23 protein-coding genes are annotated in these 18912 nt (G+C 59.5%); 4 read left to right on the top strand and 19 right to left on the bottom strand.

Annotated elements, in window-relative coordinates:
* The 9 genes from ACJ8IP_RS23040 to fkpA form a co-directional block, all read right to left on the bottom strand.
* Nucleotides 1-224, bottom strand: a 224-nt coding sequence (locus ACJ8IP_RS23040; protein WP_008502775.1) for a GTP-binding protein, incomplete at its 3' end; no start/stop codon positions are given.
* Nucleotides 225-294: 70 nt separating this feature from the next.
* Nucleotides 295-2409, bottom strand: a complete 2115-nt coding sequence (fusA, locus tag ACJ8IP_RS23035) for an elongation factor G (protein WP_033645245.1) — start codon at nt 2407-2409, stop codon at nt 295-297.
* A 93-nt stretch (nt 2410-2502) separates the two neighbouring features.
* Nucleotides 2503-2973, bottom strand: coding sequence for a 30S ribosomal protein S7 (gene rpsG, locus ACJ8IP_RS23030; protein ID WP_004956203.1), 471 nt, complete (start codon nt 2971-2973; stop codon nt 2503-2505).
* A 96-nt stretch (nt 2974-3069) separates the two neighbouring features.
* A complete protein-coding gene (gene rpsL / locus ACJ8IP_RS23025) occupies nt 3070-3444 on the bottom strand; it encodes a 30S ribosomal protein S12 (protein WP_004930426.1) in 375 nt (124 codons plus the stop codon).
* Between the two features lie 143 nt (nt 3445-3587).
* Entirely contained in the window at nt 3588-3875 is a 288-nt protein-coding gene (tusB, locus tag ACJ8IP_RS23020; RefSeq protein ID WP_033645246.1) for a sulfurtransferase complex subunit TusB, read from the bottom strand.
* Between the two features lie 9 nt (nt 3876-3884).
* Complete coding sequence (tusC, locus tag ACJ8IP_RS23015; RefSeq protein ID WP_033645384.1) at nt 3885-4244, bottom strand: sulfurtransferase complex subunit TusC; 360 nt, start codon at nt 4242-4244, stop codon at nt 3885-3887.
* A 7-nt stretch (nt 4245-4251) separates the two neighbouring features.
* Entirely contained in the window at nt 4252-4641 is a 390-nt protein-coding gene (gene tusD / locus ACJ8IP_RS23010) for a sulfurtransferase complex subunit TusD (RefSeq protein WP_108682119.1), read from the bottom strand.
* The gene (locus ACJ8IP_RS23005; protein ID WP_033645248.1) at nt 4641-5363 is read right to left on the bottom strand and encodes a helix-turn-helix transcriptional regulator; all 723 of its coding nucleotides are present in this window, start codon (nt 5361-5363) and stop codon (nt 4641-4643) included. Before ACJ8IP_RS23005 ends, tusD begins: the two co-directional genes overlap by 1 nt.
* 373 nt (nt 5364-5736) lie before the next feature.
* Entirely contained in the window at nt 5737-6561 is an 825-nt protein-coding gene (gene fkpA / locus ACJ8IP_RS23000) for an FKBP-type peptidyl-prolyl cis-trans isomerase (protein ID WP_108682121.1), read from the bottom strand.
* Between the two features lie 356 nt (nt 6562-6917).
* Here fkpA and ACJ8IP_RS22995 point away from each other — a divergent pair, with 356 nt between their 5' ends.
* Nucleotides 6918-7145: a SlyX family protein gene (locus tag ACJ8IP_RS22995; RefSeq protein WP_033645250.1), complete on the top strand. Its 228-nt coding sequence runs from the start codon at nt 6918-6920 to the stop codon at nt 7143-7145.
* Between the two features lie 63 nt (nt 7146-7208).
* Here the strand turns inward: ACJ8IP_RS22995 and slyD are convergent, their stop codons facing one another.
* The 4 genes from slyD to kefG form a co-directional block, all read right to left on the bottom strand.
* Nucleotides 7209-7796, bottom strand: a complete 588-nt coding sequence (gene slyD, locus ACJ8IP_RS22990; protein ID WP_004930407.1) for a peptidylprolyl isomerase — start codon at nt 7794-7796, stop codon at nt 7209-7211.
* A gap of 112 nt (nt 7797-7908) precedes the next feature.
* Nucleotides 7909-8112 carry a YheV family putative zinc ribbon protein gene (locus ACJ8IP_RS22985; RefSeq protein ID WP_015379274.1) on the bottom strand — a complete coding sequence of 68 codons (204 nt, stop codon included), beginning with the start codon at nt 8110-8112 and terminating at the stop codon, nt 7909-7911.
* A 14-nt stretch (nt 8113-8126) separates the two neighbouring features.
* Nucleotides 8127-9935: a glutathione-regulated potassium-efflux system protein KefB gene (kefB, locus tag ACJ8IP_RS22980; RefSeq protein WP_033651722.1), complete on the bottom strand. Its 1809-nt coding sequence runs from the start codon at nt 9933-9935 to the stop codon at nt 8127-8129.
* Nucleotides 9936-9937: 2 nt separating this feature from the next.
* Nucleotides 9938-10489 carry a glutathione-regulated potassium-efflux system ancillary protein KefG gene (gene kefG / locus ACJ8IP_RS22975; RefSeq protein WP_028127618.1) on the bottom strand — a complete coding sequence of 184 codons (552 nt, stop codon included), beginning with the start codon at nt 10487-10489 and terminating at the stop codon, nt 9938-9940.
* Nucleotides 10490-10618: 129 nt separating this feature from the next.
* On the opposite strand from kefG, the gene ACJ8IP_RS22970 reads away from it, so the two are divergent.
* Complete coding sequence (locus ACJ8IP_RS22970; RefSeq protein WP_047026483.1) at nt 10619-12532, top strand: ABC transporter ATP-binding protein; 1914 nt, start codon at nt 10619-10621, stop codon at nt 12530-12532.
* A 6-nt stretch (nt 12533-12538) separates the two neighbouring features.
* On the opposite strand, the gene tauD is transcribed toward ACJ8IP_RS22970, so the two are convergent.
* From tauD to ACJ8IP_RS22940, 6 genes are all read right to left on the bottom strand, one after another.
* Complete coding sequence (gene tauD, locus ACJ8IP_RS22965; protein WP_089192317.1) at nt 12539-13387, bottom strand: taurine dioxygenase; 849 nt, start codon at nt 13385-13387, stop codon at nt 12539-12541.
* The gene (gene tauC / locus ACJ8IP_RS22960) at nt 13384-14220 is read right to left on the bottom strand and encodes a taurine ABC transporter permease TauC (RefSeq protein WP_033645254.1); all 837 of its coding nucleotides are present in this window, start codon (nt 14218-14220) and stop codon (nt 13384-13386) included. Before tauC ends, tauD begins: the two co-directional genes overlap by 4 nt.
* Nucleotides 14217-14984 (bottom strand): taurine ABC transporter ATP-binding subunit, encoded by a 768-nt coding sequence (tauB, locus tag ACJ8IP_RS22955; protein WP_033645255.1) that lies wholly within the window; start codon nt 14982-14984, stop codon nt 14217-14219. The genes tauC and tauB overlap by 4 nt, the downstream gene beginning before the upstream one ends.
* Nucleotides 14985-14993: 9 nt before the next feature.
* Nucleotides 14994-15989, bottom strand: coding sequence for a taurine ABC transporter substrate-binding protein (gene tauA / locus ACJ8IP_RS22950; RefSeq protein WP_164107062.1), 996 nt, complete (start codon nt 15987-15989; stop codon nt 14994-14996).
* A gap of 114 nt (nt 15990-16103) precedes the next feature.
* A complete protein-coding gene (locus ACJ8IP_RS22945; protein WP_164107061.1) occupies nt 16104-16886 on the bottom strand; it encodes a PhzF family phenazine biosynthesis protein in 783 nt (260 codons plus the stop codon).
* Nucleotides 16887-16897: 11 nt separating this feature from the next.
* Nucleotides 16898-17500, bottom strand: a complete 603-nt coding sequence (locus ACJ8IP_RS22940) for a LysE family translocator (RefSeq protein WP_033645257.1) — start codon at nt 17498-17500, stop codon at nt 16898-16900.
* A gap of 119 nt (nt 17501-17619) precedes the next feature.
* On the opposite strand from ACJ8IP_RS22940, the gene ACJ8IP_RS22935 reads away from it, so the two are divergent.
* Nucleotides 17620-18600: a hydrolase gene (locus ACJ8IP_RS22935; protein WP_072626833.1), complete on the top strand. Its 981-nt coding sequence runs from the start codon at nt 17620-17622 to the stop codon at nt 18598-18600.
* Nucleotides 18597-18830, top strand: a complete 234-nt coding sequence (locus ACJ8IP_RS22930; RefSeq protein ID WP_004930376.1) for a YheU family protein — start codon at nt 18597-18599, stop codon at nt 18828-18830. The genes ACJ8IP_RS22935 and ACJ8IP_RS22930 overlap by 4 nt, the downstream gene beginning before the upstream one ends.
* Nucleotides 18831-18912: the final 82 nt, after the last annotated feature.

Here is an 18912-nt window from a genome sequence, read left to right as displayed (position 1 = left end):
CGAGTCGGGGTGTCATACTCAACGTGAGAGGTGTTGATGGTGATACCACGAGCTTTTTCTTCTGGCGCGTTATCGATCTGGTCGAAAGCACGTGCAGAACCGCCGTAGGTTTTAGCCAGAACGGTGGTGATCGCTGCAGTCAGGGTAGTTTTACCGTGGTCAACGTGGCCGATAGTACCAACGTTAACGTGCGGTTTTGTACGTTCAAATTTTTCTTTAGACACGGCTATATTCCTTACTATAGCGCTCTCCCCTTCTGGAGAGAGCACGGGACTTTGGTTTTAACCCTGCGGCTTATTTGCCACGGGCTTCGATTACGGCCTGAGCGACGTTGTTCGGTGCATCATCATACTTCAGGAATTCCATGGTGTATGATGCGCGACCTTTAGTCAGAGAACGCAGCTGAGTTGCGTAGCCGAACATTTCGGACAACGGTACTTCAGCGTGGATCTTAACGCCAGTCACTTCAGATTCCTGACCGCGCAGCATGCCGCGACGACGGCTCAAGTCACCGATAACGTCACCGGTGTTCTCTTCTGGAGTCTCAACTTCAACCTTCATGATAGGCTCAAGCAGAACTGGTTTCGCTTTCTTAAAGCCTTCTTTAAAGGCGATAGATGCGGCCAGTTTAAACGCCAGTTCAGAGGAGTCAACGTCGTGGTAAGAACCGAAGTGCAGACGAATACCCATATCTACTACCGGGTAACCAGCCAACGGACCAGACTTCAACTGCTCCTGGATGCCTTTATCAACGGCAGGGATGTATTCGCCAGGAATTACGCCGCCTTTGATGTCGTTGATGAACTCGTAACCTTTCGGGTTAGAGCCCGGCTCCAGTGGGTACATGTCGATCACAACGTGACCGTACTGACCGCGACCACCAGACTGCTTGGCGTGCTTACCTTCAACATCGGTAATCTTCGCGCGAATCGCTTCGCGGTAAGCTACCTGAGGTTTGCCCACGTTAGCTTCAACGTTGAATTCACGCTTCATGCGGTCAACGATGATGTCGAGGTGCAGTTCACCCATACCGGCGATGATGGTCTGGTTAGACTCTTCGTCAGTCCATACGCGGAATGACGGGTCTTCTTTAGCCAGACGGCCCAGAGCCAGACCCATTTTCTCTTGGTCAGCTTTGGTTTTTGGTTCAACGGCGATAGAGATTACCGGCTCAGGGAATTCCATACGCTCCAGGATGATTGGAGAGTCTGGATCACACAGGGTGTCCCCGGTGGTCACGTCTTTCAGACCGATCGCAGCGGCGATGTCGCCTGCGCGAACTTCTTTGATCTCTTCACGCTTGTTGGCGTGCATCTGAACGATACGGCCGAAACGCTCGCGCGCAGCCTTAACGGAGTTCAGCACGGTGTCGCCGGAGTTAACAACGCCGGAGTACACGCGGAAGAAGGTCAGGTTACCTACGAACGGGTCGGTAGCGATTTTGAACGCCAGAGCAGAGAACGGCTCGTCATCACTTGCGTGACGCTCAGCCGGGGTGTCTTTACCGTCGTCCAGGATACCGTTGATCGCAGGAACGTCAGTTGGCGCCGGCAGGTATTCGATTACCGCATCCAGCATCGCCTGTACGCCCTTGTTCTTGAACGCAGAACCACAGGTAACCAGGATGATTTCGTTGTTCAGCACGCGCTGACGCAGAGCGGACTTGATTTCTGCCTCGGTCAGCTCTTCGCCGCCCAGGTATTTTTCCATCAGCTCTTCGGAAGCTTCCGCAGCGGATTCGATCAGGTTCTGGCGCCATTCTTCAGCCAGTTCCATCATGTCAGCCGGGACGTCTTCGTATTCGAAGGTAACGCCTGCGTCTTCTTCGTTCCAGTTGATCGCCTTCATCTTCACCAGGTCGATAACGCCGGTGAATTTGTCTTCTGCGCCGATAGCCAGCTGCAGAGGAACAGGGTTAGCGCCCAGACGAGTTTTGATCTGGCCAACAACTTTCAGGAAGTTAGCGCCCATACGGTCCATTTTGTTAACGAACGCGATACGTGGCACTTTGTATTTGTTAGCCTGACGCCATACGGTTTCAGACTGTGGCTGAACACCACCAACAGCACAGTAAACCATTACCGCGCCATCCAGCACACGCATGGAACGTTCTACTTCGATGGTGAAGTCAACGTGCCCTGGGGTGTCGATGATGTTTACGCGATGCGGTTCGAACTGCTTGGCCATACCAGACCAGAAGGCAGTCGTCGCTGCAGAAGTGATGGTAATACCACGCTCCTGCTCCTGTTCCATCCAGTCCATGGTGGCAGCGCCGTCATGAACTTCACCGATTTTGTGGTTTACACCGGTGTAGAACAGAATACGTTCGGTAGTGGTGGTTTTACCGGCGTCGATGTGAGCACTGATACCGATGTTACGGTAGCGTGCAATGGGTGTTGTACGAGCCATTTGATTCCTCTATTCCTAGGGCGTTCAAGTTCAGTTAACCCAAGCGGGCCGATTTGACGCGCCCGCTTGGTTAGCATGACTACAGCCAGATGATTACCAGCGGTAGTGGGCGAACGCCTTGTTGGCTTCGGCCATACGGTGAACGTCTTCACGCTTCTTAACAGCAGAACCTTTGTTCTCTGCTGCGTCAGACAGCTCGTTCGCCAGGCGCAGAGCCATGGATTTATCACCGCGTTTACGTGCAGCATCAACGATCCAACGCATTGCCAGAGCATTACGACGAACCGGGCGGACTTCAACTGGTACCTGATAAGTAGAACCGCCAACGCGACGCGACTTAACTTCTACAGTCGGGCGAACGTTGTCGAGAGCGACTTCGAAAGCTTCCAGGTGATCTTTACCAGAACGCTGAGCCAGGGTCTCCAGCGCGGTATAGACGATTGCTTCTGCAGTAGATTTTTTACCGTCTACCATCAGGATATTTACAAATTTGGCCAGCAGCTCAGATCCGAACTTAGGATCTGGCAGGATTTTACGTTGGCCGATTACGCGACGACGTGGCATGGAAATACTCCGTTGTTAATTCAGGATTGTCCAAAACTCTACGAGTTTATTTTGACATTAAAGTTAAAACGTTTGGCCTTACTTAACGGAGAACCATTAAGCCTTTGGCTTCTTCACGCCGTACTTGGAACGAGCTTGCTTACGGTCTTTAACACCGGAGCAGTCAAGTGCACCACGGACGGTGTGGTAACGCACACCTGGCAGGTCTTTTACACGACCGCCACGGATCAGGATTACGGAGTGTTCCTGCAGGTTGTGGCCTTCGCCACCGATGTAGGAAGTCACTTCGAAACCGTTGGTCAAACGCACACGGCAAACTTTACGCAGTGCGGAGTTTGGTTTTTTCGGGGTAGTGGTATATACGCGGGTGCATACGCCACGTTTCTGCGGGCAGGCTTCCAGCGCTGGAACGTTGCTTTTAGCAGCCTTCACAGAGCGTGGTTTGCGAACCAGCTGGTTAATTGTTGCCATTAAAAAAGCTCCTGGTTTTTGCTTCGTACTAGCTTCGTAAACATGTGATAAATCCCCTCGTATGCACTACTGGCAAAGTACGAGGACGCAGAATTTTAGGGCTGACCAGTATGGGTGTCAAGAAATATACAACATCACTCTCATTACCAGGCCATTTGGCTGCGGTGTTGTTCGGTTAATTCAACGAAGTGATTATAGCCGACGACAGTGATTTTGTGCGAAAAATGACCAATCAACCCCCTGGCTTCCAGGTCGTCCTGCAGCGCATAAAGGGATATGGGGGCGGCGAGCAGCGATTCAAGATGGGCGCTGCCAACAAGGCCTGCGAGCACGCCATCCTGCAGCAGCAGCAGCGCGTCGCCCTCCGCGGTCAGGCGCAACAGCGCGGGCAGGTCACATTGGTTTGGCGAATGGCTCAGGGTATACAACATCAGAAGTTCCTAAAACGTCATTACGGCGTCGTAGCCGGCCAATTCACGGCGCAGTTCGTCCGGCGCCAGCACCTCGGCATCCAGCACCCAATCGGTCACCTGACTCAGCCCGCGTTCCTGCAGCGAAGCCTGGCACAGATAACACCGCTCCACGTCATACAGCGGCAGTACGCCGAAAGTGGCGATATAATTGCGCGCCAAAATCTTTTCCGGTTGCTGGCCCGGCAACAGCTGCAACACGCCATCACCGATAAAAAACACCCCCAAATCTTCACTGAGCGCCGACGTGGCGAGCAGCGCATCCAGCCCTTCCCTGCCGCCGGCGCCGCCATGCGGCCCGTGGGTGAAAACAAAAGCGACTCGTTTCATCATTTCCTCAGAACTGCACCAGACGGTCGCAACTCAGCGACGCTTCGGCCAGGGAACCCAGCCCGCTCAGGGTAAAACCGGGCTGCAGGTTGGCACCGGCCAGCCCCTGCTGCTGCGCCTCGTGTTCGTCGGTGACGCCCCGACGCAGCGCGGCGGCCACGCAGACGTTGAGCGCTACGCCGTGTTGCTGCGCGAGCTGCGTCCAGCCGCGCACCAGATCGAATTCGTCGCTGGCGGGCGCGGTTAACCGGTTGGCGTTCAACACCCCTTCACGGTAGAAAAAGACGCTGGAAAGACGATGCCCTTTCGCCAGTAAAGCCTGAGCGAATTGATAGGCGCTGCTGGCCTGCTGCGTGCCATAAGCCGGGCCGGTAACCAACAGACAATAGTCGAGCATCAGCGGTCGCTTCCCACCAGATCGCCGCTTTTAAACTGGCGAATGTACAGATAGACGGTGTGTTTGGAGATATTCAGACGATCCGCCACCTGGTTGATCGCATCCTTGATGTCGAAGATGCCTTTCTCATAGAGATTGAGCACCACCTGTCGATTCTTGGCGTTATTGGACACCGAGCGGTCGGCGTTCACCTCTTCGATGGTGAACTCCAGCGTCTGCGCCACCAGATCGTCGACGGAAGAGGCGAAGTTAACCGACGACGGCACGTCCTGCGCTGTCGGCGGCATAAAGGTTTGCATGATCTGCGAGAACGGCACGTCGAGGTTCATGTTGATGCACAACAAACCAATCACCCGCTGCTCGCGATTGCGAATGGCGATAGTCACCGATTTCATCAATACGCCGCTCTTGGCGCGGGTAAAGTAGGCTTTCGACACGCTGCTGTCGTCGCCGGCCATGTCGTGCAGCATGCGCAGCGCCAGGTCGGTGATCGGCGAGCCGATTTTGCGCCCGGTGTGTTCCCCGTTGGCGATGCGCACCGCCGAGCTGTTCAAGTCTTCCAGCGCGTGCAATACGATTTCGCAGTGGCCGCCGATCAACATCGCCAGCCCGTCGACCACCGCTTCATAGGATTTCAGGATTTCATGATCCGTTTGAGTAAACGGACGTTCATTCAGCAAATCAAGTTCGCTGGCTTCGCTGGATAAAAGCGAATTCGACATCGAAGATACCACCCTCATAGATCGCCTGTGCCAGGGGGCGCAGCTAAAACCGCTCGGGCCGGATCGCTGCCGTCGTCGGCGCGCTGCAGCGCGGCTGGCTGAGAGCGGCATAAAACGGCGCGATGACATCCGCGGGCGAGGCGGCCGGGAACAATTTTAGGTACACGCCCTAAGGGGCAGACGCATGACTGATAAGTCAGAATTATTAGTCTAGCAAAGCGGCCGGAGCAAAGTCCTTGCGTTTGCGCGTGGTATTGACGTTAAGCCCGATGCCCGGCAGGCGTCAAGCGTTCAATGGAGAGAGCGGTAGCGGCTGCCGAAATGAAAACCGCCGCGGAGGGCATCCGCGGCGGTGGCAAACAGAGCGACGAGATTATTTCGCTTTGGCGTCGGCTTTGGCGTCGGCCGGTTTTTCGGCTTTAGCGTCAGCTTTCGGCACCGCTTTCACATCCAGCAGCTCGACGTCAAAGACCAGCGTGGAGTTAGCCGGGATGCCCGGAACGCCGGTTTTACCGTAGGCCAGCGCCGGTGGAATCACCAGCTTGATTTTGCCGCCTTTCTTGATGTGCTTCAGGCCTTCGGTCCAGCCAGGGATCACACCATCCAGACGGAATGACAGCGGCTCACCGCGGGTGTAGGAGTTATCGAACTCGGTACCGTCGGTCAGGGTGCCTTTGTAGTTCACCACCACGGTGTCGCTGTCTTTCGGCGCTTCACCCGCGCCCGGTTTCTCTACCTGATACAGCAGGCCGGATTCGGTTTTCTTCACGCCTTTTTCTTTAGCGAAGCTGTCGCGATACTTGGCGCCTTTGGTTTCGTTGTCCTTGGCGTCCTGCTCCATCTTCGCCTGAGCGGAAGCCTTCACGCGCGCTTCAAAGCCCTGCAGGGTCTTTTCGATGTCGGCGTCGTTCAGCTTGCTCTTGTTAGCGAAAGCGTCCTGAACGCCGGCGATCAGCTGATCTTTGTCCAGCTTGATGCCCAGCTTCTCTTGCTCTTTCAGAGAGTTGTCCATGTAACGGCCAAGAGAGGCGCCCAGTGCGTAAGCCGCTTGCTCGTCGTCGTTTTTGAACTTGCCGGTGCTTGGCGCTGCTGCCGCGTCTGCCGCCGGTTTAGCGGCATCGGCTGCCATGACCTGGGTCGCATTCAGAGCAAAAGCCATGGTGGTTGCCAGAAGCGTGACTTTAAACAAAGATTTCATCCATTTCTCCAGTGTCTGAAGCAATGCCCCAAACAATCATTAGGTAAGATAACCGGGCTACTATAGCTGCCTGAAAAAAAACAAAACAGTCGCACAGGTAACCAATCGAGTCAAAGTGTGACTCCCGCTTTGCCAAGAAGTTTCCCGCTGCGTGCTACTCACATGATAAATCAGATTTTTCTTGCAGAACATTCGGCGAGGTTAGCAAAAAACGGCGAATCAGGCGTGCAGCTTTTCAGCACTTTACACTGCCGATCGCAACGTTGCGCGCCGCCCAAAGAAATAGCGCGGGTAAACCCGACGCCAGCTGTTACCATAGCGCCGAATCAGGATTTTATCGCGTCAGAGGTAGCCTCATGCACAACGCCGACATTCAAAGCCTGCTACAGCGGCTTGAAGAACTGGAAAGCCGTCAGGCTTTTCAAGAGCTCACTATCGAAGAGCTCAACCAGACCGTCACCCAGCATCAGATGGAAATGCTGAAGATGCGCGAGCACCTGCGCATGTTGACCGACAAACTGCGCTCGACCCAAACCTCGATGATCGCCTCGCAATCGGAAGAAACCCCTCCGCCGCACTATTGAGGGGCGCCGCGCATAAAAAAGGGCAGCCAATGGCTGCCCTCTCGTCTCGGGATTGCGTTCTGCTTAGTGGCAGCCGCAACCGCCGTTGCCGCAACCGCCTTTACCGTGGTCGTGACCATGGTCGTGATCGTGGCTATGGCCGTGACCGCCGCAGCAGCCTTCACCGTGCTCGTGGTGATGATCGTGCTCGCCGTGTACGTGACCGTGCGCCAGTTCTTCTGCGGTCGCTTCGCGGATCGCGACAACTTCCACGTTGAAGTTCAGGTTTTGGCCGGCCAGCATGTGGTTGCCGTCAACCACAACGTGGTCGCCGTCAACTTCAGTGATTTCAACCGGTACCGGGCCCTGATCGGTGTCAGCCAGGAAACGCATGCCGACCTGCAGTTCGTCAACGCCCATAAAGACGTCTTTCGGTACGCGCTGCACCAGGTTTTCGTCGTAGTTGCCGTACGCGTCGTTCGCGCCGACGTGAACGTCAAAACGATCGCCAACGTCGTGGCCTTCGAGCGCTTTTTCCAGACCTGCGATCAGAGAACCATGCCCGTGCAGATAGTCCAGCGGTGCGCTCACCGGAGACTCATCAACCAAAACACCGTCTTCTGTACGTACTTGGTAAGCCAGGCTGACCACCAAGTCTTTTGCTACTTTCATGATATCTCCTACCGTTGGCTACTAGGACGCGCACCGTTATCGGGATGCGCGCCTTTTCCGGACAGATTGTAACGGAAATCTGCCTCGCTGTACCCTCCGGGATAAAAAAACGCTACTTCGGCTGAAAAATGCCGATCACCTGCTCTTGCGGTCGAACGTGTTTTTCCACCTGTTGTTCGGTCTGGCGCTGGTGATGGCCGCACTTGACGCACTCCACCACTTCCACCTGATCCTCCCGCCATACCGCCAGCGTATCCATGGCGCTACAGCTCGGGCACACCGCTCCGGCGATAAATCTCTTACGTGTTGCAGACATCGTTATGCTCCCGCTTATTCGTATTCATCCCAGCCGTCAAACTGGCGACTTTCTTTTTGCATTTCGCGATGGAAGAGCTCTTCCAGCTCGCGCCGCGCCTCTTTCACGCGAGAAATTTGCGCCACGTCGCCCTGATGCGGCGGCATCAGCTCACGCAGCATGCGCATATCCAGACGACGGAAATGCTGCTGGGCGCGAAAGGCCTGATGCGGGTGCATGCCCAATTCCATCAGCGCCTTGCGCCCCAGTTCCAGCGCGCTGGAGAAGGTCTCGCGGCTGAACTGTTTTACGCCCGCCTGCAGCAGCTCATGCGCCTCCACGCGGCCGCGCGCGCGCGCCAGGATGCTCAGGTTCGGGAAGTGCTGCTGGCACAGCCGCACGATCGCCATGGTGTCTTCCGGCTCATTGCTGGTGATCACGATCGACTTGGCCTTCTCTGCGCCTGCCGCGCGCAGCAGCTCCAGCTCGGTGGCGTCGCCGTAATAGACCTTGTAACCGTAACGCCGCAGCACGCCGACGGCGCTGACGTCGCGTTCCAGTACGGTAATGCGCATTTTGTTGGCCATCAGCAGGCGGCCGATCACCTGGCCAAAACGCCCGAAGCCGACGATGATCACCTGCGGATCGTCATCTTCCACGTACGGCGTCTCCTCGTCTTCGTCTTTGGCGTTATAGCGGCGCGCCAAAATGCGATCGATGGCCTGCATCAACAGCGGCGTGGTCATCATCGACAGCGTCACCACCACCAGCAGCAAAGAGAGTTGATCCGGCTGCAGCACCTTTTGGGCGCCCGCCGCCGAAAACAGCACGAAGGCGAACTCACCGCCCTGGCTGAGCACGCCGGCGAACTGCAGGCGTACCGAACTGCGCAGGCCGAACAGGCGCGACACGCCGTAGAGCACGCCGGATTTCACCGCCACCAACGCCAACACGCCGATCAACACCTCGGCCAGATGGGTGTAGAGCACGCCGATATTCAACACCATGCCCACCGAGATAAAGAACAGCCCCAGCAGCAGCCCTTTAAACGGCTCGATGGAGATCTCCAGTTCGTGGCGGTATTCGCTCTCCGCCAGCAGCACGCCGGCGATGAAGGTGCCGAGCGCCATCGACAGGCCGAGCGTCTCCATAAACAGCGCCGAGCCGAGCACCAGCAGCAGCGCCGCGGCGGTAAAGATCTCGCGCACGCCGGAAGCGGCGATATAGCGGAACAGCGGCCGCAGCAGGAAGCGGCCGCCGATCAGCATGCCGCCGAACGCCGCCACCTTGAGCGCGATCTTAGCCCAGTCGTCGCTGGTGCCGCCGGCGCCGGCCAGAATGGGGATCAACGCCAGCGCCGGGATCACCGCCATATCCTGGAACAGCAGCACCGAGAAACCCAGCTGCCCGCCTTCGTTGCGGTTCATGCCCTTTTCGCGCATCAGCTGCAGCGCCATGGCGGTGGAAGACATCGCCAGGCCAACGCCGCCGATCACCGCCGCCTGCCAGGCGAAGTGCGTCAGGTACAGCAATGCGCCCAGCACCGCCGCGGTGATCAGCACCTGGCCGGCGCCGGCGCCGAAAATCGAGCGCCGCAGCTCCCACAGCTTGCTGGGGTTCAGCTCCAGGCCGATGATGAACATCAGGAACACCACGCCCAGCTCGGAGAAGTGCAGGATCTCGTCAACGTCGCGAATAAAACCCAATCCCCACGGGCCGATGGCGATGCCGGCGATCAGATACCCCAGCACCGCGCCGATCCCCAGGCGACGGGCGATCGGCACCGTCACCACCGCGGCGAACAGGAACAGTAAAATGGCGGTCAGTAAGGTCGATCCTTCCATGATCACCGCCCCCCGTGCGGCAGCGGGTGGCTCAGCCACTCCCCGTAGGCGTCTGCGTGGCTGCGCAGCACCTCCGGCTTTTGCCGCCGCGCCCAATAGACCACGAACGGCGTCAACCAGTGCATATGGCACATCCCGGCGGTCAACTCGAACGGCCGCAGGATATCTTCCATCGGATAATGGTTATAACCACCGGTGCGGTAGGCGCCTTCCGGCTCGCCGGTGGTGATCACCGAACGCCAGTATTTGCCCGCCAGCGCATTGCCGCCCACGCCGCTGGCGAAGCCGCGCGCCAGCACGCGATCCAGCCATTCCTTCAGCAGCGCCGGGCAGCTGTAGGTATACAGCGGGTGCTGAAACACGATGACCTGATGCTCACGCAGCAGCTGTTGTTCGTGATGAATATCGATAAAAAAATCAGGGTAGTGCGCGTAGAGATCGTGCACGGTGACATGTTCCAATTGCTGCGCCGGTCGAAGCAAAACCCGGTTCGCCACCGAGTCATGGGATTCCGGATGGGCATACAGCAGCAAGACCTTGGGCGGCTGCGACATCATTCCCCTCCAAAGCGTCGTCAGGGTAGCGGTTTTCCGTTACCATGCATCGCAAAGACAAAAACAGCGCGCGGTGCGCGTTCTGTTACCTTAATGATAATTTAACATACTCTGAACATACGGCGCTTTATGATTGTATTCTCCTCGCTACAAATCCGACGCGGCATCCGCGTCCTGCTGGACAACGCCACGGCGACGGTTAATCCAGGTCAGAAGGTCGGCCTGGTCGGCAAAAACGGCTGCGGCAAATCCACGCTGTTGTCGCTGCTGAAGGGCGAGATCGCGGCGGACGGCGGCAGCTTCACCTTCCCCGGCAACTGGGCGCTGGCCTGGGTCAACCAGGAGACGCCGGCGCTGGACGTGCCGGCGATCGAGTATGTTATCGACGGCGACCGCGAGTTTCGCCAGCTCGAAGCCGAACTGCAGGCCGCCAACGACCGCAACGACGGCCACGCCATCGCCACCCTGCACGGCAAGCTGGACGCCATCGACGCCTGGACCATTCGTTCCCGCGCCGCCAGCCTGCTGCACGGTCTCGGCTTCTCCAACGAACAACTGCAAAGCCCGGTGCGCGACTTTTCCGGCGGCTGGCGCATGCGTCTTAACCTGGCGCAGGCGTTGGTGTGCCGTTCCGATCTGCTGCTGCTCGACGAACCGACCAACCACCTGGATCTCGATGCGGTGATCTGGCTGGAGCGCTGGCTGAAAAGCTATCCCGGCACGCTGGTGCTTATCTCGCACGACCGCGACTTCCTCGATCCGATCGTCGACAAGATCCTGCATATCGAACAGCAGACGATGAACGAGTACACCGGCAACTACTCGTCGTTCGAACGCCAACGCGCCACCAAACTGGCGCAGCAGCAGTCGCTGTATCAGCACCAGCAAGAAAAAGTGGCGCACCTGCAAAGCTATATCGACCGTTTCCGCGCGCAGGCGACCAAGGCCAAGCAGGCGCAGAGCCGCATCAAGATGCTGGAACGCATGGAGCTGATCGCCCCGGCGCACGTCGACAACCCGTTCACCTTCAGCTTCCGCCCGCCGGAAAGCCTGCCGAACCCGCTGCTGCGCATGGAAAAAGTCAGCGCCGGGTACGGCGACAAGGTGATCCTGAAGTCCATCAAACTGAACCTGGTGCCCGGCTCACGCATTGGCCTGCTCGGCCGCAACGGCGCCGGTAAATCGACGCTGATCAAACTGCTGGCCGGCACCCTGGAGCCGCTGAGCGGCGAGATCGGCCTGGCGAAAGGCATCAAGCTGGGTTACTTCGCTCAGCACCAGCTGGAATTCCTGCGCGCCGACGAATCGCCGCTGCAGCACCTGAGCCGCATCGCGCCACGGGTGCTGGAGCAACAGCTGCGCGATTATCTGGGCGGTTTCGGCTTCCAGGGCGACAAGGTCAGTGAAATCACCGAACGCTTCTCCGGCGGCGAGAAGGCGCGGCTGGTGCTGGCGCTGATCGTCTGGCAGCGCCCGAACCTGCTGCTGCTCGATGAGCCGACCAACCACCTGGATCTCGACATGCGCCAGGCGCTGACCGAGGCGCTGATCGATTTCGAAGGCGCATTGGTGGTGGTCTCGCACGACCGTCACCTGCTGCGCTCCACCACCGACGATCTGTACCTGGTGCACGATGGCCAGGTCGAGCCTTTCGAAGGCGATCTCGACGATTACCAGCAGTGGCTGATCGATCTGCAGCGCCAGGAAAGCCAACAGGACGCGCCGGAAAAAGAGAGCGGCAGCAACAGCGCACAGGCGCGCAAGGATCAAAAACGCCGCGAGGCGGAGTTCCGTACGCAAACCCAACCGCTGCGCAAGCAGATCGCCAAACTGGAACAGCAGATGGAAAAACTGGGCGCCGAACTGGCGGCGGTGGAAGAGCAGTTGGCGGATTCCGCACTGTACGACATCAGCCGCAAGGCCGAGTTGACCGACTGCCTGCAAAAGCAAAGCCAGGTCAAATCCGCGCTGGAAGAGACGGAAATGACCTGGCTGGATGCGCAGGAACAGCTGGAGCAGTTAACGCAGGCGTTCGACGCCTAACCGTTGTTACGCCTTGTAAAAGGGCTTGTCCCCCAGAATGGTCGCGCGGTGCATGATGCGCCGCTGCGGCAGATAATCCGCGTTGGCGTAGTGCTGCGTCACGCGGTTATCCCAGATCGCCACGTCATTCTCCTGCCAACGCCAGCGCACCTGAAACTCCGGTTTGGTGATGTGAGCAAACAGGAAATTCAGTAAAGCGTCGCTCTCCTTCGGCGCCAGATCGACGATCCGCGTGGTGAACCCTTCATTGACGAACAGCGCCTGCCGGCCGCTGACCGGATGGGTACGCACCACCGGATGCAACAGCGGCGGGTTTTTCTGCACCGCCAGTTGCCAGCGCTGATGCTCTTCTTCACTGCCGCGATGCTTGTGCTCCGGGAACGACTTGGTGAAGTCATGTTCCGCGCGCAGCCCCGCGAGCAGCGTTCTGAACGGCACCGACAGCGCCTCATAGGCGGCGATGCCGCTGGCCCACAGCGTATCGCCGCCGGTGGCAGGCAGCGTCTTGGCCGCCAGGATCGCCCCCAGCGGCGGGTTCTCGATAAAGGTCACGTCGGTGTGCCAGTTGTCGTTGTCCGGCGGGTTGTCGTCGTGGGTATCGAGCACGATGATCTCTTCCACGTCGGTGGCGTGCGGATAGACCGGGTGGATGTGCAGATCGCCGAAGCGGCCGGCCAGATCGCGCTGCTGCAGCGGCGTGATCGGCTGGTTGCGGAAGAACAGCACCTGATGCTTGAGCAGCGCATGATAAAGCTGTTCAAACTGGCCGTCGCCCAGCGGCCGGGCCAACTCGACGTTTTCCACCAGCGCCCCGATGTAAGGCCCCAGCGGGGTGATATTCAGACGTTCGTTCATTGCTGTACTCCATGCCACGGGGTCAATCGGCGCTGCAGGGCACGCAGCCCCAGCTCCAACCCAAATGCAATCACCGCAATCACGCCGATGCCGGCCAGCACCACGTCGGTCGCCAGAAACTCACCGGCGGATTGCACCATAAATCCCAGGCCGCGCGTGGCGGCGATCAGTTCGGCGGCTACCAGCGTCGACCAGCCGACGCCCAGCCCGATGCGAATGCCGGTCAGGATCTCCGGCAGCGCGCTCGGCAGCACCACGAAACGCAGCACCTGCCAACGCGTGGCGCCCAACGCGCGGGCGGCGCGCACCCGCACCTGCGCCACGCTGCGCACGCCGGCCACGGCGGAGAGCGTCACCGGCGCGAAAATCGCCAGATAAATCAGCAAGATCTTCGAGGTTTCGCCGATGCCGAACCAAATCACCATCAGCGGTAAATACGCCAACGGCGGCACCGGACGATAGATCTCAATCAGCGGATCGAGGATGCCGCGCACCGTGTCGTTCAGCCCCATGGCGATGCCCACCGGAATGCCGACGATCACCGCCGCCAGCAGCGCCACCAAAATGCGCCCCAGGCTGGCCGCCAGATGCTGCCACAGCGTGGCGTCCATAAAGCCTTGCGGGCTGGCGATGGTGATCAGCTGATGCAATACCTGCTGCGGCGCCGGCAGGAACAGCGGGCTGATCAGCTGCAGCGCCGTCACGCCCCACCAGACGATCAACACCGTCAACAGCGTGGCGCCGCTCAGCCAAACGTTGCGCGGCACGCTGAAACGGCGCGTCGCTTTGCCCTGCGGCTGCGCCGCGGCCTTTAACGTGGAATGCAGGCTCATAACAGGGCCTCGCGCTGTTGGAAAACTTTGCCCAGCACGTATTCGCGCTGCGCGATAAATTCAGGATCGGACTTAATCGAGCGGCAGGCTTCGCCGTCGGCATAGCGTTGGCCGAAGTTCAGCGACAGCCGCTCCACCACCTGCCCCGGCCCCGGCGACAGCAGCAACAGCTCGCTGGCGAGGAACACCGCCTCTTCAATATCGTGAGTGATCAGCAGCACCTGCTTGCCGGTATCGCGCCAGATGGTCAGCAGCAGCTCCTGCATCTGCTCGCGAGTGAACGCGTCCAGCGCGCCGAACGGTTCATCCAACAACAGCAGACGCGGATCGGCGGCCAGAGCGCGGGCGATGCCGACGCGTTGGCGCATGCCGCCGGAAAGCTGCCAGATGAAATGCCGCTCGTAACCGGCCAGACCGACGCGCTGCAACATCTGCTCCGCCACCTGGCGGCGCTGCGCCTTGCCGACGCCGGCCAGCTGCAGGCCGAACTCGACGTTGTCCACCACGTTACGCCACGGCAGTAAACCCTCATGCTGGAACACCACGCCCCGTTCGGCGCTTGGGCCATGAACGGACGTTCCATCCAGCGTGATGCTGCCAGCTGAAGGCTCGATAAACCCGGCGATTAAATTCAGCAGCGTGGTTTTGCCGCAGCCCGACGGGCCGAGCACCACCACCAGTTGCCCGGCGGCGATCTGGAACGACACGTCACGCAGCGCGGGCCGCCCCTGATACTCTGCTGAAAGATGGCTGACGTTTAGCATCCTGCTTCCTTACGACTGCGGCGCAGCCTGCACCTGTTTCACAAAACGGTCGGTGACGTAAGCGCTGTAGTCGCTGTCGACCTGCGGGATCTTGCCCTGCTGCTTGAGGAATTCGGCGGTATCGCGGATCGCCTTGTCCACCGGCTGGCCGAGTTGGGCGACCTGATCCGCCACCGGCAGATAACGGTTCCCCTTCACCAGCTCCGGCACCTGCGCTTCCGGCACGCCGCTCAAGCGCGCCAAGGTGCTGAGATGGCTCGGATCTTTCAGCCACTGTTCCGGCGCTGCCAGGTAGGCCTTCTGCGCCTGCAGGGCGCTGGCGGCAAAGGCGGTCACCACGTCGGGATGTTTCTCGGCGAAGTCTTTGCGCACCACCCACACGTCCAGGGTTGGCGAACCCCATTCGCCCACCTGCGCGGAGTCGGTCAACACCTTGCCCTGTTTGGCCAGTTCGTTGACCACCGGCGCCCAGACGTAGGCGCCGTCGATGTCGCCGCGCTGCCAGGCGGCGGCGATGGCCGGCGGCTGCAGATTGAGGATCTTCACCTGTTCAGGCTTGATGCCCCAATGTTTGAGCGAGGCCAGCAGGCTGTAATGAGTCGTAGAAATAAACGGCACCGCGATGCGCTTGCCGATCAGATCCTGCGGGCTTTTGATGTCATTCTTCACCACCAGCGCTTCGGAACTGCCGAGCTGCGAGGCGATGAGGAACACTTCGATGGGGAGTTTTTGGCTGGCGGCCACCGCCAGCGGGCTGGAGCCAATATTGCCGATCTGCACGTCGCCGGAGGCCAGCGCGCGCAACACGCTGGAGCCGCTGTCGAACTTACGCCAGTCGACGGTCGCACCGGACTGTTTGGCGAAGCTGTTTTCCGCCTGCGCCACCTTGGCCGGCTCCGCCGACGTCTGGTACGCCACGGTGACGTCCACCGCATAGGCGCTGGCCGCGCTGAGCGACAGCGCCAGCAGCGCCGCGTTGCGTAAAGAAAAGAATTTGCCCGCCATGTTCCGCTCCGTTGATAAAAATCTGTTCAGTTGCTGACAGTTTTATCTGAGCGATGACGGGCGATAAAAGAATAAAAAAGTCTTCTTTATTACCTTAGGTAATATTAAAGCGAATCACAGCACGATCGTCCCGCGCAAGAACACGTGAGCGTAGCCGCCGAGCAACGTGCGGTCCCCTTGCAATTCGCAGAACAGCTCGCCGCCGCGCGCCGAAATCTGCCGGGCGTGCAGCCGATGGCGGCCGAGACGCGCCGTCCAGTAGGGCATCAACGTACAATGCGCGGAACCGGTCACCGGATCCTCGCCGCCGTCGAGAGTGAAATAGCGCGAAACGAAGTCCACGGTGTCACCCGGCGCGGTGACGATCACCGCGCGGCCGGCCAATGCGATCAGCGCCGGGATGTCCGGGCGCATCGCGCGCACCTGCGCCTCATTTTCCACCACCGCCAGCAGCGCTTTCGCCTGCCACACTTCCTGCGGCTGCACGCCCAGCAGCGCCGCGAGGCCCGCCGGTTCGGCGACTTTCTGCGGCGGCCTGGCGGGGAAATCAAGCACCAGCCGCTCCCCGTCCCGCTCATCGCGCTTGACGAACAGCTCGCCGCCGGCCGATCTGAAGCGAATATCCTTCAGCGCCGGGTTAACCGCGCTGAACATCACATGCGCCGCCGCCAGCGTGCCGTGGCCGCAAAGATCGACCTCACGCTCCGGGGTAAACCAGCGAATGGCGGTCATGTCGCCGTCATCCCAGACAAAGCTGGTTTCCGGCAGGCCGATCTCGTTGGCGATCGCCTGCAGCCGCTCCGTCGGCAGCGGCTGCGTCAGCAGGCAGACCCCGGCCGGGTTGCCGCGCAGTCCCTCACCGGTAAAGGCGACCACGTGATAATAGTTTTCCGCCATCGTTCCGCTCCTTAATGCCAAATCAGTAATACACAGGCTGCAGTCAGCAGCCCCATGGAAACGTTGAAGATAATCCAGGCCTTTTTGCTGCGCAGCAGGCGGCCGATCACCGTGCCGAACGCCAGCCAGATAACGCCGGCGACGATGTTTACCGCCAAAATGCCCAGCGCGATCGCCGCAATGGAACCGTTGTACTTATCGCCCGCCAGGCTGAAGCTCGCCACCGCGCCCAGCGCCATCAGCCAGGCTTTCGGGTTGAGGAACTGCAACAGCCAGCCCTGATACAGCCGCACCGGCTGCGGCGGCGCCACGTCGGTTTCCAGCTTTTCATAGGCGGCGGTGGCGACTTTCCACGCCAGCCACAGCAGGTACAAACTGCCGAGGATTTTCAGGATCAGGTGCAGCGACGGGTAAACCAGGATCAGGCTGCCGACGCCGAAGGCCACCAGCAGCAAAATGCTTTGCATGCCGAGCATGATGCCGATCATCAGCCACAGCGAACGCATAAAGCCGAAATGAGCGCCGGAGGTGGTCAGCAGCAGGTTATTGGGGCCAGGCGTGATGGCGGCGACCCACAGGAAGCCCAGCATCGAAAGGAATAAACTCGGTTCCATGGCACGGGTGCTCCTCACCCAAGGCGCTTTTTTGCAGTATCATTGTCAGTTATTGGTATTGAAGCTAACAGTGCGCCTGGGATCTCACAATAGTCGCCAACAACATTTTTACTCCGCCTATGCATGACGTCTTTCGCCCCCTGACCGGGGCCAGTAACCCGCACCTGCAAACGCTGTTGCCGCGGCTGGTGCGCCGCCGCGTGTTATTGAAACCGCATTGGCAACGGCTGGAATTGCCCGACGGCGATTTCGTCGATCTCGCCTGGAGCGAGGATCCGGCGCAGGCGCGCGACAAACCGCGCGCGGTGCTGTTCCACGGTCTGGAGGGCAGCTTCTACAGCCCCTACGCGCATGGCCTGCTCAACGCCTGGCGCGAGCGCGGCTGGCTCGGGGTGGTGATGCACTTTCGCGGCTGCAGCGGCGTGCCCAACCGCAAACAGCGCATCTACCACTCCGGCGAAACCGAAGACGCGCGTTTCTTCCTGCGCTGGCTGCGCGACCGCTACGGCGAGGTGCCAACCGCGGCGGTAGGCGTTTCGCTCGGCGGCAACATGCTGGCCTGTTATCTGGCGCAGCAAGGCGCCGACAGCCTGCTGCAGGCGGCGGTGGTGGTCTCGGCGCCGCTGATGCTGGAGCCCTGCGCCTATCGCATGGAGCAAGGTTTCTCCCGCGTCTATCAGCGCTACCTGTTGGGGCAGCTGAAACAAAACGCCACCCGCAAGCTGTTGCACTACCCGGACACCCTGCCGCTCAAGCTGTCACAGCTGAACGGGTTGCGGCGCATCCGCGAATTCGACGACGCCATCACCTCGCGCATTCACGGCTTCAGCGACGCCACCGATTATTATCGCCGCTGCAGCGCCCTGCCGCTGTTGCCGGCGATCCAAACGCCGCTGCTGATCATCCATGCGAAGGACGATCCCTTCATGACCCATGAGGTGATCCCCGACGTCGCCGGCCTGCCGCGCAATATCGAATATCAGCTGACCGAGTTCGGCGGCCACGTCGGCTTTGTCGGCGGCACGCTGAAAAAACCGCACATGTGGCTGGAGCATCGCATTCCGGCCTGGCTTTCCCCTTATCTGGACATCCCGACGTGATCATTCCCTGGCAAGAACTGGCAACCGACACCCTGAACAGCCTGATCGAATCCTTTGTGCTGCGTGAAGGCACCGATTACGGCGAGCACGAACGATCGCTGGAGCAGAAGGTGGAGGACGTGCGCCGCCAGCTGAAAAACGGCGAAGTGGTGCTGGTGTGGTCGGAACTGCATGAGAGCGTCAACATCATGCCGCGCGGTCAGTTCCGCGCCGGGCAGGAAGAAATTTAGTGGCGCCCGGTTCTATGACTGACGGAAAAAATCAGGTAACAATGGGACATTGCAAACCAGCGCGCGCCATTTTTTCCTGACA

This window comes from Serratia sp. CY52157, assembly GCF_052168495.1.
GTDB classification, from domain to species: Bacteria; Pseudomonadota; Gammaproteobacteria; order Enterobacterales; family Enterobacteriaceae; genus Serratia; species Serratia ureilytica.
Note: the sequence above shows the minus strand (reverse complement) of the source record. Positions and strands in the feature narration are given on the sequence as shown.